This is a genomic window from Hymenobacter gummosus (genome assembly GCF_003970915.1).
Lineage (GTDB): Bacteria > Bacteroidota > Bacteroidia > Cytophagales > Hymenobacteraceae > Solirubrum > Solirubrum gummosum.
In genome coordinates this window covers 249,486-275,504 of the sequence record NZ_RXOF01000008.1, presented here as the reverse complement: position 1 = coordinate 275,504, position 26,019 = coordinate 249,486, and the positions used below count along the sequence as shown (strand labels likewise).

16 protein-coding genes are annotated in these 26,019 nt (G+C 66.2%); 14 read left to right on the top strand and 2 right to left on the bottom strand.

Annotation, left to right across the window (positions count from 1 at the left end):
* The first annotated feature begins 293 nt into the window (after positions 1 to 293).
* Entirely contained in the window at positions 294 to 650 is a 357-nt protein-coding gene (locus tag EJV47_RS15560; RefSeq protein ID WP_126694080.1) for a hypothetical protein, read from the top strand.
* Between the two features lie 134 nt (positions 651 to 784).
* Here the strand turns inward: EJV47_RS15560 and EJV47_RS15555 are convergent, their stop codons facing one another.
* Positions 785 to 1,429, bottom strand: coding sequence for a hypothetical protein (locus tag EJV47_RS15555; protein WP_126694079.1), 645 nt, complete (start codon positions 1,427 to 1,429; stop codon positions 785 to 787).
* Positions 1,430 to 1,776: 347 nt separating this feature from the next.
* Between EJV47_RS15555 and EJV47_RS15550 the strand changes: the two genes are divergently transcribed.
* From EJV47_RS15550 to EJV47_RS15535, 4 genes are all read left to right on the top strand, one after another.
* Positions 1,777 to 2,553, top strand: a complete 777-nt coding sequence (locus EJV47_RS15550) for a DUF6683 family protein (RefSeq protein WP_126694078.1) — start codon at positions 1,777 to 1,779, stop codon at positions 2,551 to 2,553.
* 31 nt (positions 2,554 to 2,584) lie between these two features.
* Positions 2,585 to 3,313 (top strand): hypothetical protein, encoded by a 729-nt coding sequence (locus EJV47_RS15545; protein WP_126694077.1) that lies wholly within the window; start codon positions 2,585 to 2,587, stop codon positions 3,311 to 3,313.
* 28 nt (positions 3,314 to 3,341) lie between these two features.
* Positions 3,342 to 4,133, top strand: coding sequence for a hypothetical protein (locus EJV47_RS15540; protein WP_126694076.1), 792 nt, complete (start codon positions 3,342 to 3,344; stop codon positions 4,131 to 4,133).
* Positions 4,134 to 4,241: 108 nt separating this feature from the next.
* Positions 4,242 to 6,290, top strand: coding sequence for a HelD family protein (locus tag EJV47_RS15535; protein WP_126694075.1), 2,049 nt, complete (start codon positions 4,242 to 4,244; stop codon positions 6,288 to 6,290).
* 82 nt (positions 6,291 to 6,372) lie between these two features.
* On the opposite strand, the gene EJV47_RS15530 is transcribed toward EJV47_RS15535, so the two are convergent.
* The gene (locus EJV47_RS15530) at positions 6,373 to 7,551 is read right to left on the bottom strand and encodes a LacI family DNA-binding transcriptional regulator (RefSeq protein WP_126694074.1); all 1,179 of its coding nucleotides are present in this window, start codon (positions 7,549 to 7,551) and stop codon (positions 6,373 to 6,375) included.
* 336 nt (positions 7,552 to 7,887) lie between these two features.
* Here EJV47_RS15530 and uxuA point away from each other — a divergent pair, with 336 nt between their 5' ends.
* From uxuA to EJV47_RS15485, 9 genes are all read left to right on the top strand, one after another.
* Positions 7,888 to 9,141, top strand: coding sequence for a mannonate dehydratase (gene uxuA / locus EJV47_RS15525; protein WP_243651180.1), 1,254 nt, complete (start codon positions 7,888 to 7,890; stop codon positions 9,139 to 9,141).
* A gap of 97 nt (positions 9,142 to 9,238) precedes the next feature.
* Positions 9,239 to 11,359, top strand: coding sequence for an alpha-glucuronidase family glycosyl hydrolase (locus EJV47_RS15520; RefSeq protein ID WP_126694073.1), 2,121 nt, complete (start codon positions 9,239 to 9,241; stop codon positions 11,357 to 11,359).
* Between the two features lie 44 nt (positions 11,360 to 11,403).
* Positions 11,404 to 12,231, top strand: a complete 828-nt coding sequence (locus EJV47_RS15515) for an SDR family NAD(P)-dependent oxidoreductase (RefSeq protein WP_126694072.1) — start codon at positions 11,404 to 11,406, stop codon at positions 12,229 to 12,231.
* A gap of 57 nt (positions 12,232 to 12,288) precedes the next feature.
* Complete coding sequence (locus tag EJV47_RS15510) at positions 12,289 to 15,393, top strand: SusC/RagA family TonB-linked outer membrane protein (protein ID WP_126694071.1); 3,105 nt, start codon at positions 12,289 to 12,291, stop codon at positions 15,391 to 15,393.
* A gap of 12 nt (positions 15,394 to 15,405) precedes the next feature.
* A complete protein-coding gene (locus EJV47_RS15505; RefSeq protein WP_126694070.1) occupies positions 15,406 to 17,340 on the top strand; it encodes a RagB/SusD family nutrient uptake outer membrane protein in 1,935 nt (644 codons plus the stop codon).
* A gap of 276 nt (positions 17,341 to 17,616) precedes the next feature.
* On the top strand, positions 17,617 to 19,557 hold the full coding sequence (locus tag EJV47_RS15500; protein ID WP_126694069.1) for a sialate O-acetylesterase: 1,941 nt from the start codon (positions 17,617 to 17,619) through the stop codon (positions 19,555 to 19,557).
* A 469-nt stretch (positions 19,558 to 20,026) separates the two neighbouring features.
* On the top strand, positions 20,027 to 22,222 hold the full coding sequence (locus tag EJV47_RS15495; RefSeq protein WP_126694068.1) for a glycoside hydrolase family 3 N-terminal domain-containing protein: 2,196 nt from the start codon (positions 20,027 to 20,029) through the stop codon (positions 22,220 to 22,222).
* Between the two features lie 135 nt (positions 22,223 to 22,357).
* On the top strand, positions 22,358 to 24,247 hold the full coding sequence (locus EJV47_RS15490; protein WP_126694067.1) for an endo-1,4-beta-xylanase: 1,890 nt from the start codon (positions 22,358 to 22,360) through the stop codon (positions 24,245 to 24,247).
* Positions 24,248 to 24,389: 142 nt separating this feature from the next.
* Positions 24,390 to 25,937, top strand: coding sequence for an alpha-N-arabinofuranosidase (locus tag EJV47_RS15485; protein WP_126694066.1), 1,548 nt, complete (start codon positions 24,390 to 24,392; stop codon positions 25,935 to 25,937).
* The last annotated feature ends 82 nt before the right edge of the window (positions 25,938 to 26,019 follow it).

Sequence of the window (26,019 nt, the reverse complement as noted above, 5' to 3'; positions counted from 1 at the left end):
CCCAACGCCCCGCTGCTGGAGGCTGTGCCGGCCGGCTACCGCCCCGTCGACCGCCAAGACACCGTGGAAAGCTACTACGCACCCTACGAAGCGTTTGGGGACAGCACGTTTCAGTTTGGCGCCGCGCACCGGAGCCGGGGGCTGCTGCGGGTGCGCTTCGTGCCCGCGTCGGCCCCCGGCGCCGCGCCGGCCTCGATACGCTCCGGTTTCGCCACCTGCACCCCGGGTTCGAGGAACTCGACCAGACCGGCTATTTCTGGTACTTCCCTCTGCGGCTGGCCCCGGCCGACTCATTGGCCGAGGATGCCCAGGGTCAGCCGCGTCAGCTGTTCTCCACGGCCACTGCCCGCCTGATTCTGACCGAGCAGCGGCGCCGGCGGCGCACCGGCACGACGTATGAGCGCAACGCCTACCTGATGGACTATCCATTTCAACCCGTGGCCCTGGCCAAAGTCAGCGACTCGGTGGCGTACGTGCGCGCCTACCTGCTGCGGGCCCGCGTGCCGCAGCCGTCGGTAGTGTACCCCGATTACCCCAGCAGCCGCCCTAAACGCCGCATTCCCCGCGTCGCCGACCAGCCCGATACCACCCGCCTGGCGACGCTGCGCCTCAGCTTCTACCAGCTCAGCCGCTCCGCCGACGATGACTAACGCGGGCCTGCGCCCGTAAGGCTACGGGTGACAAAGCAGGTGCTTGAGGAGCAGAATGTTGCCCCGCTGCACAAAGCCAGCACCGGGCCGGCGCGGGTCCGACCAGGCTGGCCTGCCTGCGGCGCCGAAGCGCCTTAGTCGGCGCAGAACTGCTGGTGCGTACCGTTGGCGCGGCGCTGGGCCTGCATGTCGTCCCAGCCGGCGCGCAGCATCTCGGCCAGCTGCCCCAGCCCGTCGTTGACTTCCTGGTTCAGGGCCGGCCACTGCTCGGCGGGCAGCAGGGGCCGGCCGGGGTAAATCAGCGCGAAGTCGGGCGGGGAGGGGTTGTCCTGGCGCACCCGCTCGATGGTGCCCAGCCACCGCGGCTGCGAGCAGCCGGCGTAGCCATTGAAGTAGGGCCCGGCCAGCTCCATGAAGGCGCCGTGGGCACTGTTCAGCTCGAAAGCCGGGTCGAACATCTGCCCCACCTGGGCCGGATCGAGCAGGCGGTGGAGCAGGCGGGCGCGGTACTGAGCCTGGTAAAACCAGTACAACCCTTCGTCGCGCTGGCCCAGGTCGAACAGGCGCAGGGCCAGCACGAACAGCGTGGTGGCCGGCTGGTAGGCCAGGGCCGGGCGTAGCCCCTCGGCAATGGGCAGGATGGTGTCGGCGGTGGCGTGCTGCAGCGCCGCACTCAGCGGCCCCACGTTGATTTCGGGGCCTTCCGAGCTGTAGTAGGGCGTGACGTAGATGGGAACGGGGGCCGCCAGGCCGGCGGGCAGTGCGGACGAATCAGCCATAAGACAGCGCGGTGAATTGCTGGCTATACGCAGGGCCGGGCGGCAGGATAAGCTGCGCCGTACCGGAGCCGGCCAGGCGGCGGCTGGGGCAGCGGGGCATGCGAGTGGGCCAACGGGCGCCGCCCCGCCCCGGCGCGCAACGCCGGGCTGCAAAAAGCCGTTAGCCCGAAGACGTTGGCGGCTTTGCCGGGCCGCGGCGGCAGCACTGAGGTCGATGCACATCGGGCGAGGAGCGGCGGCCCGATTCGGTGAAGCTGGACCGGGCTGCCGGGCCCGGGGGCGGGCCGTTTGGGCCGGGCCCCGGCGCGGTGGCGCGGGGTTACTCCGCTCACCTAACCTTCTCCGCCATGAATCGTCCCCGGATTTTTGCCTTGCTGCTGCTCGGCGGCTCGCTCCTGCTTACGGCTCCGGTTGTGCGCGCCCAGATGTCGCCCGACCTGATTATGGAGACGTACAACAGCAACATCTCGGTTATTACCAACGGCGCCATCAACAAGGCCGTGATGCGCGACGCGATGGAGCGCAACGGCAACCCCGGCGTCGGCCGCAGCAGCACGGCTACGCGCCGCGGCACCGCTACCACGACCAGCCGCTCGGCCGCCAGCACCAGCCTGGCCTACACGCCCACGCCGGCTCTGCGCCAGCAAACCGTGCAAAACCAGGTCAACCGCCTGAAAGCCAGCAACCCGGCCGCCTCGCAGGCGCTGGCGGCCACCTTCGGGCCCGGCAAATACGACTACGGGCAGGTGTACCGCGGCATCGTGGAGGACAGCGGCCTGCGCGACAACGACGCGGCCGACGCGCTGGCCTGCTACATGATTATGGGCTGGATGATTGTGCACAATGTGCAGGACGGCAAGGCCGTGACGCCGGCCATGGTACGCAGCGTGCGGGCCCAGCTGGCCCCGCTGCTGACCGGCAACCCCCAGGCTCGCAGTCAGGCCGCCCAGCTCGGCGAGGAGATGAAGCTGCAGACCGTCATCATCCAGGGCGGTTGGCAGTCGGCCGTCAAGGAAGGCAAGCTCCCGGCCTACCAGCGGGGCATTGCCAACCTGTTCCGCAACCAGTACGGCATGGACATGAGCCAGTTCAAGCTAACGGCTCAGGGCTTCGTGAAGGCCTAAGGGTATGTTTTTCCACCTGCGTAATCCACGCATGGCTACTTTTCTGAGCTTCAATGCCGTACGGCGGCTGGCTGATTGGCTACGGCCGGGCTTGGTGGCGGCTGCGCTGCTGCTGACCGTGCCCCTGGCCCGCGCGCAGGGCGTGTTCAACATGGGCTCCTTGACCAACACGCTCTCCATTCCGACCGACAGCAAGGGCAGTAGCACGGCGGCCACGACCAAAAAAAACGCAGCAATCAGCCGGCCCTACACGCCCACGCCCGCGCTCAAGCAGCAGACCGTCAAGGCCTACGCCGACCAGCTGCGGCCCAGCGACCCGACCACGGCGCAAGTCACGCTGGACACCTTCGGGCCTGGCAAGGTGGATTACGGGCAGGTGTACCGCGGCATGCTGACCGGCACCGGCCTGCGCGAAAACGACGCCGTCGACGCCATGACGCTCTACATGCTTGTCGGCTACGCCATCGTGCACAACGTGCAGGACGGCAAGGCCATTACGCCGGCCATGGCCCGGGGCCTGCGCACGCAGGTGGCCTCCACGGCAGGCGGCAGCGCGGCCTTTGCCTCGCCCGGCGGCGCGGCCAAGCTGGGCGAGGAGCTGAAGCTGCAGGCCGTTATTCTGCAGTTTGGCTGGGAAGGCGCCATCAAAGCCGGCACGCTGCCGGCCTACCGCCAGCGCATTGCCGGCATGTTTCGCCGCGACTACAACCTGGACATGGCCCAGCTCAAGCTGACCAGTCAAGGGCTGGCGCGGAAATAACGCGGTGGCCTTCCCCGAACGGTTGCTTATGACGATTCGCTTGCTTTCCAATGCCCCGGCCCGGGTATTGCTGCTGGTTTTGCTGACCCTTACCAGCCGGGCGCAGAACCCGCCGCCGGGCGTGGACTATTACGCCGCCCTCAAAAGCCAGAACCTGGCTTCGCTGTGGCTGGCCACCCGCCGCACCCATCCCGATGCGCAGATGGGCAAGCCCGCCGTTTTTCCCGACCCCATTGGCTTTATCGGGCCGAACTACCAGCGCTTCTACCTGCACTACACCAGCATCAAGAAAGACCCGGCCAACCCGTACGTGTACCGGGTGGCGGGCAAAACGCGGGTGAAAAACAACGTCTGCGCTTTCACCGGCACCATCACCGTGCTCAAGGCCCGGCTCTACAAAGCGCCCAACGCCGAGTACCCGCAGTTTCGGGAGGGCGAGCTGACGTGCCGGGTAGAGCTGGCCGAGGCCCGCAGCCAGCCCGGCAGCGGCACCATCCGCGGCACGCTCACCACCTATTTCTACCTCGACGCCCAGCAGCGCCCGCAGTACAACCTGCTGGAAATGCACGCCGACGGCTTCAGCAACAACGAGTGCCGCGGCACCTGGACCAGCTACGCCACCGGCCAGTCGAAGAAGTGCAACTGGGGCGACTTTTTCATCCCCGACGCCGGCCCGCTGCGCTTCAGCGACACCGAGTTTCAGATTGCGGAGCCGTACCGCGCCAACGGCTGGCAAACCTACCAGCTGGCCCTCATCGGCGACGACAACGAGGCCACCCGCAAGGCCCGGGCCGAGGAGCAGCGCGCCTGGTGGAAATAAGCCGCGCCGGGGGCTGCCGGCACCGCGCGCCGCGGCGTCGCGGCGGCCCCGACGTTCGGCGGCTGGGATTTTGGTGGCACCTTTGCGGCTTCCTTTCCTGCGCAGCCCGTGATAAACGCCACCGAACAAGAAGAACGCGAATACCTTGAGGAAATCAAGGAACAGCTGACCCTGGCCATCAAGCGCGTGGACGACGCCGTGCGGCAGTTTTCCGACGAGCTGCGCCAGAAAAAGCAGTACATCCACGAGCACCAGTCGGGCATGGACGAGGCCGACCTGGTGGCCGCCGACCAGTCCATCAACCGCATGGCCTTCACCGGCGACGCCGCCGTGGCCCGCCGGCGCCGGCTGCTCAAGCTGGGCCAGTCGCCGTACTTCGGGCGCGTCGATTTTGCGCCGGCCGGGGCCGCGGCCGCGCCGGTGTACATCGGGGTGCACTCGTTTTCCGACGAGCGGCAGCGCCAGAACCTGATTTACGACTGGCGCGCCCCGATTTCCTCCCTGTTCTACGACTTCGAGCTGGGCGAGGCCGCCTACGCCACGCCCTCCGGCACCGTGCCGGGCCGCATCGAGCTGAAGCGGCAGTACAAAATCCGGGACGGGCGCCTGGAGTTCATGCTCGACAGCGACGTGAACATCCACGACGACGTGCTGCAGCGCGAGCTGGCCCGGTCGTCGGACGATAAGATGAAGAACATCGTCGCCACCATCCAGCGCGACCAGAACGCGGTCATCCGCAACGAGGAAGCCACGGTGATGGTCATTCAGGGCGTGGCCGGCTCGGGCAAGACGTCCATTGCCCTGCACCGCATTGCCTTCCTGCTCTACCGCTTCCGCGACACCATTGCGGCCAAGGATATCCTGATTATCTCGCCCAACAAGGTCTTTGCCGACTACATTTCGAACGTGCTGCCCGAGCTGGGGGAGGAGCACATTCCCGAAATGGGCATGGAGGAGCTGGCCGCCGACTTGCTGGAGGGCCGCTACCAGTTTCAGACGTTCTTCGAGCAGGTATCGGCCCTGCTGGAAAGGCACGACGCGGCGTTTATCGAGCGTATCCGCTTCAAGTCCTCGTTTGAGTTTCTGAGCCAGCTGAACCAGTACCTGCTGTACATCGAGAACAACTACTTCAGCGTGGCCGACTTGCGGGTGGGCCGCACGGTGGTGCCCGGCGTGTTTATCCAGCAGAAGTTCAAGGCTTACCACCGCGTGCCGCTGCTCAAGCGCTTCGGGCAGGTGGCCAACGACGTGCGGGCCTACGTGCGCGACAAGGCCGACCGCAAGCTCACCGGCGGGGAAAAAGCCGCCATCGGGGAGGGCATTCCGCGCATGTTCCGCTACAGCAACGTGCTGGACTTCTACCGCGACTTTTTCCGCTGGCTCGGCCGCCCCGAGCTGCTCCGGCTCGATCCGCAGCGGCCCCTGGAGTACGCCGACGTCTTTGCCCTGATTTACCTGCGCATCCGCCTGGAAGGCCTCGCCGGCTACGACCAGGTAAAGCACCTGCTGGTGGACGAAATGCAGGATTACACCCCGGTGCAGTACGCCGTGCTGTCGCGCCTGTTCCGCTGCCGCAAGACCATCCTGGGCGACGTGAGCCAGACGGTCAACCCCTACAGCGCGTCCTCGGCCGAAACCATCGAGCGGGTGTTTCCGCAGGCCGACGTGGTCCGCCTATTCCGCAGTTACCGCTCCACCCTCGAAATCACGGCCTTTGCCCAGCGCATCACCCCAAACCCCGACATCATCCCCATGGAGCGGCACGGGCAGCCGCCCGCGGTGCTGCGCTACACTGGCCCCGCCGAGGAGCTGGCGGCCATCGGGCAGCTGATTACGGCCTTCCGCAGCTCCGGCCTCCACTCGATGGGCATTATCTGCAAAACCCTGCGGCAGGCCACGCAGCTCCACCAGGCCCTGCAGGCCCCGGGCGTGCACCTGCTCACGGAAGAGTCGACCACCTTCAAGGAAGGCGTCATCGTCACCACGGCGCACCTGGCCAAGGGCCTGGAATTCGACGAGGTCATCGTGCCCTTCGTCACGGCCCGCCACTACCACACGGAAGTCGACCGCAGCATGCTCTACGTGGCCTGCACCCGCGCCATGCACCAGCTCACCCTGACGTATGAGGGCGAGCTGACGGAATTTTTATTGGCCTGAGGAAGTGTCAGCCGAAAGCAGCCCGGCCCCCAAAGCAGCTGCGACGTTGAGGGGCCGGGTCGACGCTAAACCGGGCTGGTCTTTAGATTTCCAGCTGAAAGCCGCCGCCCTGGCCCTTGAGCGAGGATTTGCGGATGATCAGGTCGCCGGTGATGACGAAGGTGCGGGGCTGAAAATGCTCCTTCTGCCGCACTTGGTCGAGAAACAGCCGCGCCGCCTGCTGCCCGATTCGGTGCGGGTGCAGGTTGACGGTGGTCAGGCCCGGCTCGATCATGGCCGCCATAAACTCATCGCCGAAGCCCACTACGGCTATTTCCTCGGGCACGCGCACTTGGCGCTCCTTCAGGGCCACCAGCAGGTCGAAGGCGTTGGTGTAGTTGATGGCGAAAATAGCGTCGGGCGGCTCGGGCAGCGCCAGCCAGCCATCCAGCGCCGCCACCGCCGATTCGGGCTGGAAGTTGCTGTGCACCTCGTACTCAGGCCGCACCGGCAGGCGGTAGCGCTTCAGGGCGTTCTGGTAGCCGCTGATGCGCTGCCGGCTGATGAGCAGGGGCTCGGGCCCGGCCAGGATGGCAATGCGGCGGCAGCCCTCCTGAATCAGGTGCTCGGTAATGGCGTAGGCCCCGCCCCAGTCGTCGATAACTACCTGGGCGCTGTTTACCTCGTTGCACACGCGGTCGAAGTGCACGATGGGCGTGCCCTTGTGGGCGTGCTGCTTCACGTGGTCGAAGTTCTGCGTGTCGCGGGAATGGCAGATGAGCAGCCCGTCGACGCGCGAAGCCATCAGGGCCTGCACGTTGCTGACTTCCATCTCGTACGACTCCTTCGACTGGCAGATCATCACCCGGTAGCCAGCCTCGGCGGCCACTTGCTGAATGCCGCTCACGCAGGTAGCGAAGAACGGCCGCTCGATGTCCGGAATGACCACGCCGATGGTGTGCGTGGCGCTGCTTTTCAGGCTCTGGGCCAGCAGGTTAGGCTGGTAATCAAGCCGGCGGGCTACTTCCAGGATGGCCTCGCGCGTGTTCGTATTGATGTCGGAGTGGCCGTTGAGGGCCCGCGACACGGTGGAGGGGGCCACGCCCAGCTCCCGGGCTACGTCGCTGATGGTGGGCTGGTGCCGGCGGCGCTCCGGGGTCCGCAGCGTTTTCTGGTCGACGAAGTGGTAGTCGCAGATCTTGCAGAAGAACCGCTGGCGGCCGCGGATAAATCCAGCGCGCTGCACTCCGTCGGGGGAGTGGCACTTGCTGCACTTCATCATGGCAAAAATGGGAATGGGATTTTTCGAAAATCCGGTGGGAAAGCGGGACAGCAGAGCCGATAGGTAGCCCTTTATTGGATGAAGATAATCCTAGGGAAAAAAATATTTTCATCCAATGGGGAAAGATACCTATCGAAAACGTTTGTGAAAACGGTTTCGGTATTTTTATTTCGAAAACAAGCTTCCAAGGCATTTTTTTCGGTGGCTTTTCCGCTCGGCGCTGACCTATCTTCGGCCATAAGTCAGTAATCACTTACCCCCGCAACATTCCCACATAGGTTGTGGACACACCATCGGTAGGTTACTGATTAATTGTATTTTTCCTTTGGCGCGCGTATGCTTCCCACCATGCGCTGGTTCGGTCCGTCCGACCCGGTTTCCCTTTTCGATATTCGCCAGGCCGGCTGCGTTGGCGTCGTCTCGGCCCTGCACCAGATTCCCGTCGGGGAGGTGTGGTCGGTGGCCGACATTCAGGCCCGGCAGCAGCTCATCGAAGCCGGCAATAGTGAGTACTCACCCCTGAATTGGCTGGTGGTGGAAAGCCTGCCGGTGCACGAGGCCATCAAGAGGGGCCTGCCCGAGCGGGGGCAGTACATCGAGAACTACAAGACCTCCCTGCGCAACCTGGCCGCCTGCGGCCTGCGCACCGTCTGCTACAACTTCATGCCGGTGCTCGACTGGTCGCGCACCAACCTGAGCTACCAGATGCCCGACGGTTCGCGGGCCCTGCGCTTCGTGTGGCAGGACTTTGCCGTGTTCGACCTGTGCATCCTGCGCCGCCCCGGCGCCGCGGCCGATTACGAGGCGGACGTCGTTGAAGCCGCCCGCGCCCAGTTCGACGCAATGAGCGAAACGGAGCGCACCGAGCTGACCAATACCGTGCTGCTGGGTTTGCCCGGCTCGGAGGAGGCCTTTGAGCTGGCGGGCTTCCAGCAATTGCTCGACGGGTACGCCCACATCGACGCGGCCCGGCTGCGCGACAACCTGCACTACTTCATCCAGCAGGTGGGGCCGGTGGCCGCCGAAGCGGGCGTGAACCTCTGCATTCACCCCGACGACCCGCCCTACCCGCTGCTGGGCTTGCCGCGGGTGGTGAGCACCGAGGACGACCTGACGGCGCTGCTGGCCGCCTACGACCACCCCGCCAACGGCATTACCTACTGCACCGGCTCGTTGGGCGTGCGCCCCGACAACGACCTGCCGGGCCTGGTACGCCGCCTGGCCCACCGCATCCACTTCGTGCACCTGCGGGCCACCAAGCGCGAAGAAAACCCGCGCAACTTCCACGAGGCCGACCACCTCACCGGCGACGTGGACATGTACGCGGTGGTGCGGGAGCTGGTGCGGCAGGAGCAAGGCCGCGCCCTGCAGCTGCCCATGCGCCCCGACCACGGCCACCAGATGCTCGACGACCTGAACAAGAAGACCTATCCCGGCTACTCCGCCATCGGCCGCCTGCGCGGGCTGGCCGAGCTGCGCGGCCTGGAGCTGGGCATCCGCCGCAGCCTGGAAACCGACGACGCTACCCCGGCCGATTCGGCCCCTGCGCATATTCCAGCGGCCCACGCGGCCGCCCGCCTGCTGGTCTAGGCCCGCCCCGCCTACCCCATCCGCCTGCCGCCCGGCCGGCACCCCGCTGGCCTCGCCGGGCCGGTTTTCGCCCCGAATTCCTCTGCATTCCCACGTCATGGCCCTTCGTACCTCTTTGCTATTGCTCTGCCTGCTCCTCGGCGCCGCCCTCCCGGGCCGGGCTGATGACGGCTACCGGCTGTGGCTGAAGTACAACCTGATTGCGGACGCCGCCCAGCGCAAAGACTACCAGAAAGCCGCGCAGTTCGTGGCCGTAAGCGGGCAGTCGGCGACGCTGAAAGTGGCCGCCGAGGAGCTGCAAACCGGCCTGCAGGGCCTGCTGGGCCAGTCGGTGCCGATGCTCAGCGACGCCAAGGGCAAGAAGGGCGGCATCATCCTGCAGGTGGATGCCGCCGCGGCCGATAAGGCCGGACTGGGCCCTGATGGCTACCGCATCTACTCCGATAAGCAGAACCTCATCATCAGCGGCCGCCGCGACGTGGCGGTGCTCTACGGCGCCTTCGCCCTGCTGCGGCAGCTGACGACGCGGCGGACGCTCAACAACCTGAATATCAGCAGCGCGCCGAAGATTCAGCACCGGCTACTCAACCACTGGGACAACCCCAACGGCACGGTGGAGCGCGGCTACGCGGGCTCCTCGATCTGGAAGTGGTACGAGCTGCCCGAAACCATCGACCCGCGCTACCGCGACTATGCCCGCGCCAACGCCTCCATCGGCATCAACGGCACGGTCATCAACAACGTCAACGCCTCGGCCCGCTACCTCACGGCCGAGTACCTGCAGAAAGTGGCCGCCCTGGCCGGCGTGCTGCGCCCCTACGGCATCCGGGTGTACCTCTCGGTGTTCTGGGCTGCCCCCAAAGTCATCGGCGGCCTGCCCACCTCCGACCCGCTCGACCCCCGGGTAAAGCAGTGGTGGACCAGCAAAACCGACGAGGTGTACAAGGCCATTCCCGACTTCGGCGGCTTTCTGGTGAAGGCCAACTCGGAGGGGGAGCCGGGCCCGCAGGACTACGGCCGCACCCACGCCGACGGGGCCAACATGCTGGCCGCCGCCCTCGGCAACCACGACGGGCTGGTGATGTGGCGGGCCTTCGTGTACAAAGCCGACCCGAAAGGGGACCGGTTCAAGGCCGCCTCGGAAGAATTCCTGCCCCTCGACGGCAAGTTCGCGCCGAAAGTGCTGGTGCAGGTGAAAAACGGGCCGATTGACTTCCAGGCCCGGGAGCCGTTTCACCCGCTGTTCGGGGCCATGCCGCGCACCCCGCTGGTGCTGGAAGTGCAGCTCACGCAGGAGTACCTGGGCTTTGCCACCCACGCCGTGTACCTGGCCCCGCTCATCAAGGAGGTGCTGGATGCGGATACTTACGCCAAGGGCCAGGGCTCGACGGTGGCCCGGGTTATCGACGGCTCGGTGGATAAGCACAGCGTCAGCGGCATGGCGGGCGTGGCCAACATCGGCTCGGACCGCAACTGGACCGGGCACCTGATCGGGCAGGCCAACTGGTACGCCTACGGCCGCCTGGCCTGGGACTACGCGCTGACTTCCAAGGCTATTGCCGAAGAATGGACGCGGCAGACGCTCACCACCGAGCCGCAGGCGGTGCAGACCGTGGCCGGTTTGATGCAGCAGACGCGCAGCATCTATGTGCGCTACACCACGCCGCTGGGCCTGCACCACATCATGGGCGAGAGCATCCACTACGGCCCGCAGCCCTGGCTGGAGCGCAGCGCCCGCCCCGATTGGACTTCCATCTACTACCACCGCGCCGACTCCGTGGGCCTGGGCTTCGACCGCACCGCCCGGGGTTCCAACGCGCTGGCCCTGTACAAGCCCGAGGTGCAAAAAATGTGGGGCAATGCGCAAACGATTGCACCCGATTACCTGCTCTGGTTTCACCACGTGCCCTGGCAGCAGCGGCTGAGCACCGGCCGCACGCTCTGGGACGAGCTGTGCCAGCGCTACTACACCGGCGCCGACTCGGTGCTGTGGCTGCAGCGGCAGTGGGCCGCGGTACAGCCGCAGGTCGACCCGGTGCTGCACGCCGACGTGGCCGCCCGCCTGCTCACCCAGCACAAGGAAGCCCTCTGGTGGCGCGACGCCTGCGTGCTCTACTTCCAGACCTACAGCCGCCGGCCCATTCCGGCGCCCTTCGCGCCCCCGCAGCGCACCCTGGCCGACGTGAAACGGCTGGTGGACCTCTACCAGCTGCGCTAGGGCCGCTTTTCCACCGACTCAACCCTTCTAATTACCGCTTACGCATGGAAAATATCGTCGAACTCCTCCGCCCCGAAGGTCAGTCCGACCCGCACACCAGCGGGCAGGCGGCGCACCAGCAGGCGTTTTCGCTGGAAGGCCGGCTGGCGCTGGTAACCGGCGGCGGCAGCGGCATCGGGCTGGAAATAGCGCGCTGCATGGCCCAGGCCGGCGCCACCGTCATCATCACCGGCCGCCGCGAAGAAGTGCTGCGCGAGGCCAAAGAAGCCCTGGGGGAGCGGGTGGAATACCTGGTCAACGACATCTGCGACCTGCCTTCCCTCGACGGGCTGGTGGAGCACATCGAAGCCACCTACGGCCCGCTCGACGTGCTGGTGAACAACGCCGGCATCAACCTCAAGAAGCCCGCCCTGGAGGTGTCGGACGAGGAATTTTCGCGCATCATCCACACCAACCTCAACGCCGTCTTCGCCCTCACCCGCGCCGTGGCCCGGGGCATGGTGCAGCGCCGCCACGGCGTCATCCTGATGATTTCGTCGATGGCGGCCTACTACGGCATCGATAGGGTAGTGGCCTACGCGGCCTCCAAATCGGCGGTGGAGGGCATGGTGAAGGTGCTGGCCTCCGAGTTTTCGGCCCAAGGCGTGCGCGTCAACGCCCTCGCGCCGGGCTTTATCGAAACGGCGATGAGCCGCACGGCCATGAACGCCGACCCCGACCGCAAGAGCCGCGCGCTGCGCCGCACCCCCATGGGCACCTTCGGGCAGCCCGAGCACATCGGCCGCGCCGCCGTGTTCCTGGCCTCCGACGCGGCCGGCTACATCACCGGCGCCTCGCTGCCCGTCGACGGCGGCAACTCTATCGGCTTCTAGTCTTCCACTGGAAGCCCCCTGGCAAGAACCTACCTTTCCAACAATTCCCACTCTCCCATGTCAACACCTCTACGCAGAACGGTCCTGCAGCTCAGCTGGCCGCTGCTAACGGCCGCGGCGCTGCCGCTATCCTTTGTCGGGGCGCCGCTGAGCGCCCTGGCCCAAGCCAATCAATCCGTATCGGGGCGCGTGACCGGCGCCGACGGCGGCGGCCTACCGGGCGTGAGCGTGGTGGTGACCGGTACCACGCAGGGCACTACCACCAACGCCGAAGGCGTGTACAACCTGACGAACGTACCCGCCGGGGCAACGCTCACTTACTCCTTCGTGGGCTACGCCTCCCAGCGCATTGAGGTGGGCGGCCGCAGCGCAGTGGACGTGAAGCTGCTCGAAGATGTGCAGAACATCAACGAAGTAGTGGTAATTGGCTACGGCACCCAGCGGGCCGAAGCCGTAACGGGCTCGGTGGCTTCCATCAGCGGCAATGCCATCCGCGAAGTGCCGGCGGCCAACATCTCGCAGGCCCTGCAGGGCCGCCTGCCGGGCGTGCAGTTCCAGCAGGCGTCCTCGCAGCCGGGCGCGGGCATGCAAATCCGCATCCGCGGCACCCGCTCCCTGGGGGCCACCAACGACCCGCTGGTGGTACTCGACGGCATTCCGTTCCCGGGTTCCATCGGCGACATCAACCCCAACGACATTCAGTCGGTCGACATCCTGAAGGACGCCTCGGCCACGGCCATCTACGGCTCGCGCGGCGCCAACGGGGTTATTCTGGTGACGACCAAGCAGGGCAAGGCAGGGCAGAAGCCGCAGGTATCCTACGACGGGTTCGTGGGCGTGAAGACGGTGTTTGCGAAAACCCCGATGATGAACGGGCCCGAGTTTGTGGCCCTGCGCAAGGCGGCCAACCTGTACCCCACCAACGGGGTGGATGAGGCCGACGACGTGGATACCGACTGGCAGGACCTGCTCTACAAGAAGGGCCGGCAGATGAACCATAACGTGGGCATCAACGGCGGCACGGATAAGGGCCGCTACAACTTCAACGCGGGCTACTACCAGGAAGACGGGGTGGTGCCCACCCAGAAGTACACCCGCTACACCGTGCGCGGCTCGCTCGACCAGGGCGTGGGCAAGTACGTGCGCCTGGGCTTCACCGTCAACAACAGCTACAGCCGCACGGAAGGCTCCAACATCGGGCTGTACCCCACGCTGAACTCCTCGCCCATCGCCAATCCCTACAACGCCGACGGCTCGATCAAGCGCATCATCAAGATGGCCGCGGACGACCAGTGGGTGTACACCCGTGACATAATTGAGGCCAACAAGGACAACTGGCTGAACGAAACCAAAGCCCTGGCCAGCTACAACACCCTCTTCGGGGAGCTGCAGATTCCGGGCATTGAGGGCCTGAAGTACCGCCTCAACCTGGGCGTGAACTACCGCCAGAGCCAGAACGGCTCGTACACCGGCCGGGGCATCAACGCGCTGGACCCGGCAACCGTGTCGTCGGCCGCCATCCTCAACCAGGTGACGACCGACTGGACGGTGGAAAACCTGCTGATGTACGACCGCACCTTCGGCGGGAAGCACAACATCAGTGCGGTGGGCCTGTACTCGGCTTCCAGCAACATCTTCAACCAGTCGCAGGTGGCGGCCCGGGACATTCCCTCCGACGCCCTGCAGTACTACAACCTGGGCCTGGCCGCCGGCGCCGTCACCATCGACCCCAACAACCAGCAGTACCGCAAGTTCGGCCTGCTCTCGTACATGGGCCGGGTGATGTACTCCTACGACGACCGGTACCTGCTGTCGGCCACGGTGCGCTCGGATGCCTCGTCGGTGCTGGCCCCGGGCCACAAGTGGAACACCTACCCGGCCGTGTCGGTGGGCTGGAACGTGGCCCGCGAAGGGTTCATGCAGAACGTGGCGGCCGTCAACATGCTCAAGCTGCGCGCCGGCTACGGCCAGACGTCCAACCAGGCTATTGGTCCGTACTCCACCCTGGGCTCGTTGTCGCCCCGCCCCTACAACTTCGGGCCGACCGACTTCCAGACGGGCCTGTACGTGAGCCAGCTGCCCAACCCCGAGCTGGGCTGGGAATTCTCCAAGACCTGGAACTACGGGGTGGATTTCGCCCTGCTGAAAAACCGCCTGTCGGGCACGGTGGAGTACTACGTGACCAACACCGAGGACGTGCTGCTGCCGCTGCCGCTGCCCTCCACCTCCGGGGCGGATGGCTTCACCAAAAACATCGGCTCGACCCAGAACAAGGGCGTTGAGCTGTCGTTGAACGGGCTCATCCTGGACAACGTGGGCGGCTTTACCTGGGAAGCGGGCGTCAACTTCTACACCAACCGCAACAAGATTACGTCCCTGGCCGGCGAGCAAACCCGCGACGAAGGCAACTGGTGGTTTGTGGGCAAGCCCATCAACGTGATTTTCGACTACGAGAAAATCGGCCTGTGGCAGCAGGACGACCCGTACCGCAACATCCTGGAGCCCGGCACCAACACCTTGGGCATGATCAAGGTGAAATACACCGGCGGCTTCAACCCGGACGGCACCCCCGTCCGCGCCATTGGGGCTCAGGACCGGCAGATCCTGGACATCAACCCCAAGTTCCTGGGCGGCTTCAACACCCGGCTGGCCTACAAGGGCTTCGACCTGACCGCGGTGGGCGCCTTCCAGAGCGGCGGCCTGCTCAACAGCACCCTCTACGGGGCCTCGGGCTACCTGAACCTGATGAACGGCCGGCGCGGCAACGTGAAAGTGGACTACTGGACGCCCGACAACACCGACGCCAAGTACCCCAACCCGGCCAGCATCCGCAGCGGCGACAACCTCAAGTACGCCTCCACGCTCGGCTACTTCGACGCGTCCTACCTGAAGATTCGCACCATCTCGCTGGGCTACAACTTCGACCAGGTCGACTGGCTGAAGAACAACGGGGTGAGCCGCTTGCGCCTGTACGTGACGGCGCAGAACCCCTTCGTGTTCTTCTCGCCCTACAAGAAAGAGTCGGGCATGGACCCGGAAACCAATTCGTACGCCGACCAGAACGTGGCCGTGACGTCGGGCGTGCCGCGTCGCCTGCTCACCATCGGCACCAACGCCCCGGCCACCCGCACCTTCCTCGCCGGGCTCAACGTCACCTTCTAAGCACCGCCAGTCATGAAACGCTTCAACTTAACTTTTCTAATCGGGGCGGCCGTTATTTCAATGGCTGCGCCCGGCTGCAATAAACTGCTGGACGAACAGCCCCGCGCCACCTACGACCCGAACTACTTCCAGACGGAGCGGGGCGTAAGCGGGGGCCTGACGTCCTTGTACGCCCACCTGCGCTACATCTACGGCAACGCTTACTACTACAACACCACCCTCACCGGCACGGATGAAGTAACCTACGGGCAGAGCGCCGACGAAAACTTCCTGGCCATGGATTACTCCGGCCGGGCCCTGCTGACGGCCAACAACAGCCGCGCCGATGCGCTGTGGACCACGGCGTTTCCCAACATCAACACGGCCAACGGCATCATCAAGAATGCCACCGCGGTGGGTACCATTTCGCCGGCCCTGATTGCCGAAGCCCGCTTCTTCCGCGCCTTCGACTACTTCCTGCTGGTGCAGACCTTCGGCGGAGTGCCGCTGGACCTGGGCTCGGGCGAGCTGCAGTTCAACACCAACCCGGTGCGGACCTCGACCCGCAACACGGTGCCCGAAGTCTACACCAAAGCCATTTTCCCGGATCTGCTGCAGGCCGTCAACGACCTGCCGGCCAATCCGCGGGTAACCGGCGGCGTGACCAAAACGCTGGCCCGCCTGCACCTGGCCAAAGCCTACCTGACCTACGGCTGGTGGCTGGAAAACCCGAACAACATCCCGACCTACCCGGCCGCCCAGCGCGTCGACCCGGACGGGCACAACGCGCAGTGGTACTACCAGAAGGCCTACGACGTAGCCGCCGACGGCATCGACAACCCGGGGCCGTTCCGCCTGCAGCCCACGTACTACGACGTGAACGTGGCCACCAACGACCGGAACCTGGAGCTGCTGCTGTACGCCGACCACACCGAGGCCAGCGAGCAGTACAACGGCGGTAGCCTGACCTTCGGCAGCGGCGGCGCCCCCGACAACTTTGCCGGCTGGATGCTGACCTGGAACTACACCGCCATCCGCAGCAGCGGGGTATCCTCGGTGCAGCGCGAAGCCGTGCAGCCGCTGGGCCGCCCCTGGGTGCGCATGGCCCCGACCATCGGCGCCATCGAAAACACCTTCGCCGACAAAACCAACGACTCGCGCTACGACGGCACCTTCACCACGGTGTACCGCGGCAACTGGCCGAAAGCGGGCGTGACGGCGGCTACTCTGAACAACGCCAACGGCCTGCCCGTCAGACCGGGTGAAGCAGTGCTGACGTTCCTGGATGCCGAGCCCACCGGGACGCCCATTACCTACCCCTCCGGGGCCGGGGCCAGCGGTGTCGGGGCCGGCACGCTGCCCGGCCGGGCCGACTACGTGATTGGGCCGCGCGGCATCAGCCGCATCGTGTACCCGGGCCTGTGGAAGTTGGGTCCTTACCGCACCGATAACGGCACCGGCCTGGGCCAGCCCAACGCCGGCAGCACCCGGCCGTTCAACATCGCCAAGTTCTCGGAGCTGTACTTTGTAGCGGCCGAGGCCGCCGTGAAGGGCGCCACGCCCCGCTCCGGCAAGAGTGCCCGCGAGCTGATCAACGTGATTCGGGCCCGCGCCGGCAAGTGGCGCTTCGACAACAACGGCAACGTCGTCAAGAACCAGGACAACAGCGCCGCGATGGTAGCGGCCACCCCGGCCACCATCACCATCAACTACATCCTGGCCGAACGCTCGCGGGAATACTTCGGCGAAGGCTACCGCTGGTTTGACCTGGTGCGTACCCAGAAGTGGAACGAGCTGGCCGGTACCTACAGCATCGGCGGCAACAACTACGGCGACCATACCCCCGTCACGGTGACGCGCACCATCCAGCCCTACCACTACCTGCGCCCCATTCCGCAGGTCCAGCTCGACCGCATGGACGTGTCGGCCGACGTGAAAGCAACTTACCAGAACCCCAATTACCAATAGGCGAGTGAAAAGCGAGTGGCTGCTCGTGCTGAGCAGCCACTCGTCTTACCGCCACCTGCCCGCTCCCGGTGCCAACCGCTCGTTGGCACCGGGCTAGCAGGCCAGCATAACCGGCGCTCAGCCCGAACCAGGCCGGTGCCACCGCTCCCGCGCCGACCGGCAAATCGTGCCGGCGCCAGTTCTCTACTGCCATCCGTCCGCAAGGCGGCCCCCGGCCGGCTCACTCGGACAAACGGCTACCCGCCGCGCTACCACCGCTCCAATTCCCAACCGCCCATGCTCAACTCGTTTCGTCTGGTTTTCTGCGCCGCCGCCCTTACTACCACCGCCCCGGTTTACGCCGCCGTGCGCCTGCCCCGCCTCATCAGCGACGGGATGGTGCTGCAACGCGGTACGACGGTGCCGGTGTGGGGCTGGGCCGACAAGGGCGAAGCCGTAACGCTGAGCTTCCAGGGCAAAACCTACCGCGCCACCGCCGGCCAAGACGGCAAGTGGCAGGTGCAGCTGCCCGCGCTGAAGCCGGGCGGCCCCTTTACGATGACCATCAAGGCCAGCAACCAGCTGGACCTCAAAGATATCCTCGTCGGCGACGTGTGGCTGTGCTCGGGCCAGTCGAACATGGAGCTGCCCATGGCGCGGGTGCGCGACAAGTACCCCGAGGTGGTGGCCCAGGCTACCAATTCGCAGATCCGGCAGTTCGACGCGCCGACCCGCTACAGCAACCGCGGCCCGGCCGCCGACTTGCCGAGTGGGCGCTGGACCGCTGCCGACCCTAAATCGGTGCTGCAGTTTACGGCCGTGGGCTACTTCTTCGCCAAGGAGCTGCACGCCAAGTACAAAGTGCCCATCGGCCTGATCCGGGCCGCCGTGGGCGGCTCCCCGGCCGAGGCCTGGCTGAGCGCCGACGCGCTGAAAGCCTTCCCGCCCTACGAGCAGCGCGCCCGGCAAATCAAGGACAGCCTGTACGTGGAGGGCATCCGCCAGCAGGAGCGCGCCCGCGACGTGGCCTGGTACCGGCAGGTGCGCCAGCAGGACCAGGGTTCCGCCAAGGGCCAGACGCCCTGGTACACTCCCGGCCTCGACGTGAGCAGCTGGCAGCCCTTCACCGTGCCCGGCTACTGGGCCAACCAGGGCCTGGGCCCCGTGAACGGCGTGGTGTGGCTGCGCCGGGAAATCGAAGTGCCGGCGGCTATGGTGGGCCAGCCCGCCCGGCTGGAGCTGGGTACCATCGTCGATGCCGACTCGGTGTACCTGAACGGGCAGTTCGTGGGCACGACCTCGTACCAGTACCCGCCGCGCAAGTACGATCTGCCGACCACGGTGCTCAAGCCGGGCAAGAACGTGCTGGTGGTGCGCGTGATTAACAGCGCGGGCCGCGGCGGCTTCACGCCCGACAAAACCTACGAGCTGCAGGCCGCCGGCCAAAAAGTGGACCTGCGCGGCCAGTGGCTGATGCGCCTGGGCGCGAAGATGGAGCCGCTGGCCGGCCCGACCTTCTGGCAGTGGCAGCCCGGCGTGCTCTACAACGGCATGACGGCCCCGCTGGCGCCCTACGCCGTGAAGGGCGTCATCTGGTACCAGGGCGAGTCGAACACCAAGGCCCCCAAGGAATACCTGCCGCTGATGTCCAGCCTGATCGGGGACTGGCGCCGGGCCTGGCAGCAGCCTCAACTGCCCTTCCTGTACGTGCAGCTGGCCAACTTTATGGCCGTGAAGGAGCAGCCCACCGAAAGCAGCTGGGCCGAGCTGCGCGACCAGCAGCGCCGCACTCTGGCCGCCGTGCCGCACACCGGCATGGCCGTAGCCATCGACCTGGGCGAGTGGAACGACATTCACCCGCTCGACAAGGCTTCCGTGGGCCACCGCCTGGCCCTGCAGGCCCAGCGTGAGGCCTACGGCGAGAAAAACCTGGTGGCTTCCGGGCCGCTCTACCAGGACCTGAAAATCAGCGGCAACAGAGTCACGCTCAGCTTCGCAGGCGTGGGCGGCGGGCTGGTGGCCAAGGGCGGCGGGGAGCTGAAGCAGTTCGCCATTGCCGGCCCCGACCAGCAGTTCGTCTGGGCCCAGGCCCGCATCGAGGGCGACAAGGTGGTGGTGTGGAACGAGCAGGTATCCAACCCCGTAGCCGTGCGCTACGCCTGGGCCGACAACCCCCAGGGCGCCAACCTCTACAACCGGGAAGGCCTGCCGGCCTCGCCCTTCCGCACCGACAAGTAATCTGACTTACCGGCGCCGCTGAGGCGCCGACAGGAAGCCGGCCCGCTGCGGGTCGGTTAGCGGCCCCCGGAACCGGGGCTGCCCGGGCTGACAGTGGGCGTGGGAACCTGCTGCCGGCTACGCGCACCGGCGCTTTGTGGGCGCTGGGAACAGGGGAATGTGGCGTCGCGGCGGCCGAAACGACGGGTTTCGGCTGCTTCCGCGGCGGGCACCCTACCTCCGGTGGACCGCGGCAAAGCCGGGCCTTTGGTGGCCCGCGCTGGCTGCCGGCAGTTCGCGCCAACCGGGTTTTGGCCCGGTTGGCGGGGCTGCCGGCCTTGCCGCCGCGCTGCCCGCTGCAGCTGACTTATGGCCTTTTTCCTGAAGCAGTATAGGTCCTCCCGTTGATGTTAGCCCCGCTGACCTTCGGTTCAACGACGCCCGCGCGGTAGCGCGGTTCTACACGCTCCGCATACCAATCTGCCCTCCTATGAACCACCGGAATTTGCTGCGCGCCGCCCTGCTAGCCTTACCGCTGGCCGCGCGTGCCCAGGCCCCGGCCCAGGTGGCCCCGCTCTACCTCGACCCTGCCCAGCCGCTGAGCGTGCGGGTGAACGACTACATCAGCAAGCTGACCTTGGAAGAAAAGGCCGACCAGATGATGTACAACAGCAAGGCCATCGAGCGGCTGAACGTGCCGGCCTACAACTGGTGGAACGAGGCCCTGCACGGCGTGGGCCGGGCCGGCGCGGCTACGGTGTTTCCGCAGGCCATCGGCCTGGGCGCCAGCTTCGACGAGGACCTGGCCCTGCGCGTGTCGACGGCCGTGTCGGACGAGGCGCGGGCCATGTACAACGCGGCCGTGGCCAAGGACTACCGCCGGCAGTACGGCGGGCTGACCTTCTGGACGCCCAACGTGAACATCTTCCGCGACCCGCGCTGGGGCCGCGGGCAGGAAACTTACGGCGAAGACCCTTTCCTGACCTCGCGCATCGGCCTGGCCTTCGTGCGCGGCCTGCAGGGGCCCGACCCCACGCGGCTGAAAGTAGCGGCCTGCGCCAAGCACTTCGCCGTGCACAGCGGCCCCGAGAAGCTGCGCCACGAGTTCAACGCCCTGGCTTCGCCCCAGGATTTGCGCGAAACCTACCTGCCGGCCTTCCAGACGCTGGTGCAGGAGGGCAAGGTGGAAGCCGTGATGTGCGCCTACAACGCTACCAACGGCGAGCCGTGCTGCGGCAACCAGTACCTGCTGCAGGACGTGCTGCGCAAGGAGTGGAAATTCCGCGGCCATGTCGTGTCGGACTGCTGGGCGCTGGTGGACTTCTACCAGGGCCACAAGGTGGTGAAAACGCCCGCCGAAGCCGCCGCCCTCGCCCTGAAGCGGGGCGTGAACCTGAACTGCGGCAGCGTATACCCCTACCTGCCCGAGGCGGTGAAGCAGGGCCTGGTTACCGAAACCCAAATCGACAGCTCCCTGGCCGTGCTGCTGCGCACCCGCTTCCGCCTGGGTTTGTTCGACCCCAAGGACTCCTCGCCCTACGAGAACATTCCGGCCTCGGTGGTGAACAGCCCGGCGCACCGGGCCCTGGCGCGGGAGGCGGCCCAGAAGTCCATCGTGCTGCTCAAAAACAACGGCGTGCTGCCCCTGCGCAACGACCTGCCCATGTACTTCGTGACCGGCCCGAACGCGGCCAACCTCGAAGCCCTGCTGGGCAACTACTACGGCGTCAACCCCGACATGAGCACCATGCTGGAGGGCCTGACCAAGGGCGTGCAAGCCGGCAGCCAGATTCAGTACCGCCCGGGCGCGATGCTCGACCGGCCCAACCAGAACGGGGTGGACTGGGTGACCGGCACGGCCCGCAATGCCGATGCGACCTTCGTGGTGCTGGGCATCAACGGGCTGCTGGAAGGGGAGGAGGGCGAGTCCATTGCCTCGCCCAGCTTCGGCGACCGGCTCGACTACAACCTGCCGGCCAACCAGCTGGAGTTCTTGCGCCGCCTGCGCAAGGACAACAAGAAGCCCATCATCACCATCGTCACCGGCGGCTCGCCCATGAACCTGCAGGAGGTGCACGAGCTGTCGGACGCGGTGCTGCTGGCCTGGTACCCCGGCGAGGAAGGCGGCAACGCCGTGGCCGACCTGGTGTTCGGGCAGGCCTCGCCCTCGGGCAAGCTGCCGATTACCTTCCCCAAGAGCCTGGACCAGCTGCCCGCCTACGAAAGCTACGGCATGCAGGGCCGCACCTACCGCTACATGACGGCCGAGCCGATGTACCCCTTCGGCTACGGGCTGAGCTACGCCAAGTTTGAGTACTCCGGGCTGAAGCTGCCCAAGAAAGCGGCCAAGGGCAAGCCCGTGGAAGTGGAAGCCACCGTGACGAACACCGGCAAGATGGCCGGCGAGGAAGTGGTGCAGCTCTACCTCACCCACGCCGCCCAGAAAGGCCAGCAGACGCCGCTGTACTCCCTGAAAGGCTTCCAGCGCGTGAAGCTGGCCCCCGGCGCCAAGCAAACCGTGAAGTTTACTCTCACGCCCGAGCAGCTGGCCCGCATCAACGCCCAGGGCCAGGCCGTGGCGCCCGGCGGCCCGCTGACCATTGCCGTGGGCGGCGCCCTGCCCTCGGCCCGCAGCCAGCAGCTGGGTTTGGCCGCGCCCGTCACGGCCCAGCTGAGCGTGAAGTAGAACGGCCTCTGCGCACCTCCGCGTCTCTTCTGCGGACCTCTGCGGGAACCTGACGCCCGCGCCGCCCGGCGCAACATTCTTTCCGACTACCAACCACCGGGGCCGCTGATTACGGCCCGCATTCCCAACACCAATATGAACTCAAAAACTACGCTATTCCTGGCCGCGCTCGGGCTACTGAGCCTGGGGGCCACCACCGCGCAGGCGCAGAACGCGCCGGTACTCCAGCAAGCCGAAGGCGGCACCGCCGGCGCCGACTGGCTGAGCCAGACTGCCAGCGGCGTGCAGTACGTCACCGTCACGCCCACGGCCACCATCAACGCCCAGAACCCCGGCACGGCGGCCCGCGTCATCACCTACTCGGTGACGTTTCCGGGCGCCGGCTCCTACGACTTGTACGCCCGGGTGCGGGTGGGCTCGGCCGGGGCCAACGACGACAGCTTTTACTACGCCAACGGCTTCGGCCAGAAGCTGCCGGCGGATGACTCCAACTGGATTACCGTCAACAACCTGAACGCGGTGGGCTACCCCAGCGGCAGCGGCAACGTGGCCGTGGAAGGCGCCGGCGGGGCTGGCTCGGGCGTGTGGAAGTGGCTGAACCTGTCGAGGTTCAACGGCGGGGAAGCGCCCATCAGCTTTACCGTTTCGGCCGGGGCGCTGACGCAGACCTTCCAGCTCGGGGCGCGCGAAGACGGGCTCGACATCGACAAGCTGGTGTTCGGGCAGACCGGCCTATTCTTCACCACCGACCAGCTCGACAACAACCAGCAGGGCACGGCCACGCCGCCGGTGACCTTCGTGCCCGCCGGGCCGCCCATGGCCCAGGGCAAGCCGAAGTTTCTGGGCGGGGTGTGGAGCACGCCGCAGAAAGTGTTCTTCAACAAGTACTTCAACCAGGTGACGCCCGAAAACGCGGGCAAGTGGGGCTCGGTGGAGGGCACCCGCAACCAGATGAACTGGGCCGAGCTGGACTCGTCCTACAACCTGGCCCGGCGCAACGGCTTCCCCTTCAAGATGCACACGCTCATCTGGGGGGCGCAGCAGCCCATCTGGATTGAAAACCTTTCGGACGCCGACCAGCTGGCCGAAATCCGGGAGTGGTTTCAGGCCGTGGCCCAGCGCTACCCCAACATCGACCAGATTGAGGTGGTGAACGAGGCCCTGAACGATTTGCCCCTGAACGGCTCGACGGGCAACAACGGTCCGAACACGCCCGGCAGCGGGGCCGGCAATTACTACAACGCCCTCGGCGGGGCCGGCGCTACGGGCTGGGACTGGGTCATCACCTCCTTCCAGCTGGCGCGCCAGTACTTCCCCAACGCCCAGCTGCTCATCAACGACTACGGCGTCATCACCAACAACACCAACGCCCAGCGCTACCTCAACCTGGTGAACCTGCTGGTGGCCCGCAACCTGGTCGACGGCGTCGGGATTCAGGGCCATGCTTTCGAGACGCGCGGCATCCCGGCCGCCACGCTGGCGGCCAACCTGACCACGCTGGCCTCGGCCGGTAAGCCCCTGTACATCACGGAGCTGGACATCGACGGGGTGAACAGCAGCGGCCAGCTCGACGACGCCATTCAGCTGGCGGAGTTCCAGCGCATCTTCCCCTCGCTGTGGGAGCACCCGGCCGTGCGCGGCGTCACGCTCTGGGGCTACCGCCCGGGCCACTGGCGCAGCACCCAGGGCGCCTACCTGGGCATGACCGATAACACCGAACGCTCGGCCTTCGTGTGGCTGCAGAACTACGTGCGCACCACCGTGCTGGGCACCCGAACCAGCGCCGCCGCGGCCGCAGTGCGCCTGTTCCCGAACCCCGCCGCCGACGGCCGCTTCACCCTTACGGGCACCGAGCAGATGACCCACCTGCGCATCACCGACCGCCTGGGCCGGGTGGTGCACGAGCAGGCGCTGCGCGGCCAGGCCACCGTGCCGCTGCAGCTCAAGCTGGCCGCCGGCCTCTACGCCGTGCAGCTGCTCGATGCCCAGGGCGGCCAGGCCACCAGCAAGCTGCTCATCGAATAAACCCCGCAAGTGGTACTACGACTCCAAAGTCGTAGTACCACTATCGTTGAACGACCCCGCCAGACCAGCCTCTGCGTCGTCTGCGCAACCTTCCGCGTCCTCTGCGGGCTAAACTAATCCAAGCCCGGACTGCTTCTTCCTCATGCGCTTCCGCCACCTCGCCCTCGGCCTACTCCTAACCGCCACCGCCGCCCAGGCCCAGCAGCCGGTGCAGCTCACCGTGCAGCCCGGCAACCCCAAGCTCATCATCAGCAAGCACATCCAGGGCCATTTCGCCGAGCACCTGGGCCGCTGCATCTACGACGGCTTCTGGGTCGACGAGAAGCTGAACGTGCCCAAGCAGGGCCGCATCCGCATGGACGTGGTGCAGGCCCTCCAGAAAATCAAGGTACCCAACCTGCGCTGGCCCGGCGGCTGCTTCGCTGATACCTACCACTGGCGCGATGGGGTGGGCCCCACGGCCCAGCGCCCCAAGATGCTGAACCTGTGGTGGGGCGACGTGGTGGAGGACAATAGCTTCGGCACGCACGAGTTTCTGGAGCTGTGCCAGCTGCTCGGCACCGAGCCCTACCTGGCGGCCAACGTGGGCAGCGGCACGGTGGAGGAAATGGCCGGCTGGATGGAGTACCTCAACGCCAGCCACGACACCCCGCTGGTGCTGCAGCGCCGCCAATACGGCCACCCGGAGCCCTACAAAGTCAGTTGGTGGGGCATCGGCAACGAAAGCTGGGGCTGCGGCGGCAACATGACGGCCGAGTACTACACCGACGTGTACAAGCGCTACGCCACCTTCGCCCACGACTACCCCGGCACCAAGCTCAAGCGCATCGTGAGCGGGGCCAACGGCGACGACGCGCACTGGACCGAGACGTGCATGAAGCAGATTCCGCTGAACATGATGTGGGGCCTGACGCTGCACCAGTACACCCTGCCGACGGGCAGCTGGACGGGCTCCAAGGGCTCGGCCACGCAGTTCGACGAGCAGCAGTACTTCAACACCCTGCGCAACGGGCTGAAAATGGACCAGGTGGTGACCCGGCACGCGGCCATCATGGACAAGTACGACCCCGACAAGAAGGTGGCCCTGCTGGTGGACGAGTGGGGCGTGTGGACCGACGTGGAGCCGGGCACCAACCCGGGCTTTCTGTACCAGCAAAACACCCTGCGCGACGCCCTGGTGGCCGCCAGCACCCTGAACATCTTCAACAACCACTGCGACCGGGTGCGCGGGGCCAACCTGGCCCAGGCCGTGAACGTGCTGCAGGCCCTGGTGCTGACTGACAAGGAAAAGATGCTGCTGACGCCCACCTACCACGTTTTCGACCTCTACCAGGTGCACCAGGACGCGGAGTACCTGCCCCTGCAGTTCCAGAGCCCCGACTACGTGCGCGGCACCGAGAAAATTCCGGCCCTGAACGCCTCGGCCTCCAAGGACAAAACCGGCACCATGCACCTGTCTTTGGTGAACCTGGACCCCAATAAACCGCTGACGCTGGAAGCCGGCCTGCCCGGGCAGAGCTGGAAAACGGTGAGCGGCCGGGTGCTGACGTCGGCCAAAGTCAACGACTACAACACATTCGACAAACCCAATGCCGTGCAGCTGGCCGACTTCAAAGGAGCCAAGCGCAAGGGCGACAAACTGAGCGTGACGCTGCCGCCGAAATCGGTGGTGGTGCTGGCGCTGAACTAACGGGCCGCGCGGTCCGCATAAGCAACGTCGGGACCGGCTGGCTGGGGCCGCGGGCGGAATAAGGGGCGCATTTGGTGAGTGA

What these genes read in the sequence shown, in the direction of transcription:
- EJV47_RS15515 (WP_126694072.1), top strand. Translation starts at nt 11,404, where the DNA reads ATGGAAAATATCGTCGAACTCCTCCGCCCCGAAGGTCAGTCCGACCCG.
- EJV47_RS15505 (WP_126694070.1), top strand. Translation starts at nt 15,406, where the DNA reads ATGAAACGCTTCAACTTAACTTTTCTAATCGGGGCGGCCGTTATTTCA.
- EJV47_RS15510 (WP_126694071.1), top strand. Translation starts at nt 12,289, where the DNA reads ATGTCAACACCTCTACGCAGAACGGTCCTGCAGCTCAGCTGGCCGCTG.
- EJV47_RS15520 (WP_126694073.1), top strand. Translation starts at nt 9,239, where the DNA reads ATGGCCCTTCGTACCTCTTTGCTATTGCTCTGCCTGCTCCTCGGCGCC.
- EJV47_RS15555 (WP_126694079.1), bottom strand. Translation starts at nt 1,429, where the DNA reads ATGGCTGATTCGTCCGCACTGCCCGCCGGCCTGGCGGCCCCCGTTCCC.
- EJV47_RS15545 (WP_126694077.1), top strand. Translation starts at nt 2,585, where the DNA reads ATGGCTACTTTTCTGAGCTTCAATGCCGTACGGCGGCTGGCTGATTGG.
- uxuA (WP_243651180.1), top strand. Translation starts at nt 7,888, where the DNA reads ATGCTTCCCACCATGCGCTGGTTCGGTCCGTCCGACCCGGTTTCCCTT.
- EJV47_RS15495 (WP_126694068.1), top strand. Translation starts at nt 20,027, where the DNA reads ATGAACCACCGGAATTTGCTGCGCGCCGCCCTGCTAGCCTTACCGCTG.
- EJV47_RS15500 (WP_126694069.1), top strand. Translation starts at nt 17,617, where the DNA reads ATGCTCAACTCGTTTCGTCTGGTTTTCTGCGCCGCCGCCCTTACTACC.
- EJV47_RS15490 (WP_126694067.1), top strand. Translation starts at nt 22,358, where the DNA reads ATGAACTCAAAAACTACGCTATTCCTGGCCGCGCTCGGGCTACTGAGC.
- EJV47_RS15485 (WP_126694066.1), top strand. Translation starts at nt 24,390, where the DNA reads ATGCGCTTCCGCCACCTCGCCCTCGGCCTACTCCTAACCGCCACCGCC.
- EJV47_RS15540 (WP_126694076.1), top strand. Translation starts at nt 3,342, where the DNA reads ATGACGATTCGCTTGCTTTCCAATGCCCCGGCCCGGGTATTGCTGCTG.
- EJV47_RS15530 (WP_126694074.1), bottom strand. Translation starts at nt 7,551, where the DNA reads ATGATGAAGTGCAGCAAGTGCCACTCCCCCGACGGAGTGCAGCGCGCT.
- EJV47_RS15550 (WP_126694078.1), top strand. Translation starts at nt 1,777, where the DNA reads ATGAATCGTCCCCGGATTTTTGCCTTGCTGCTGCTCGGCGGCTCGCTC.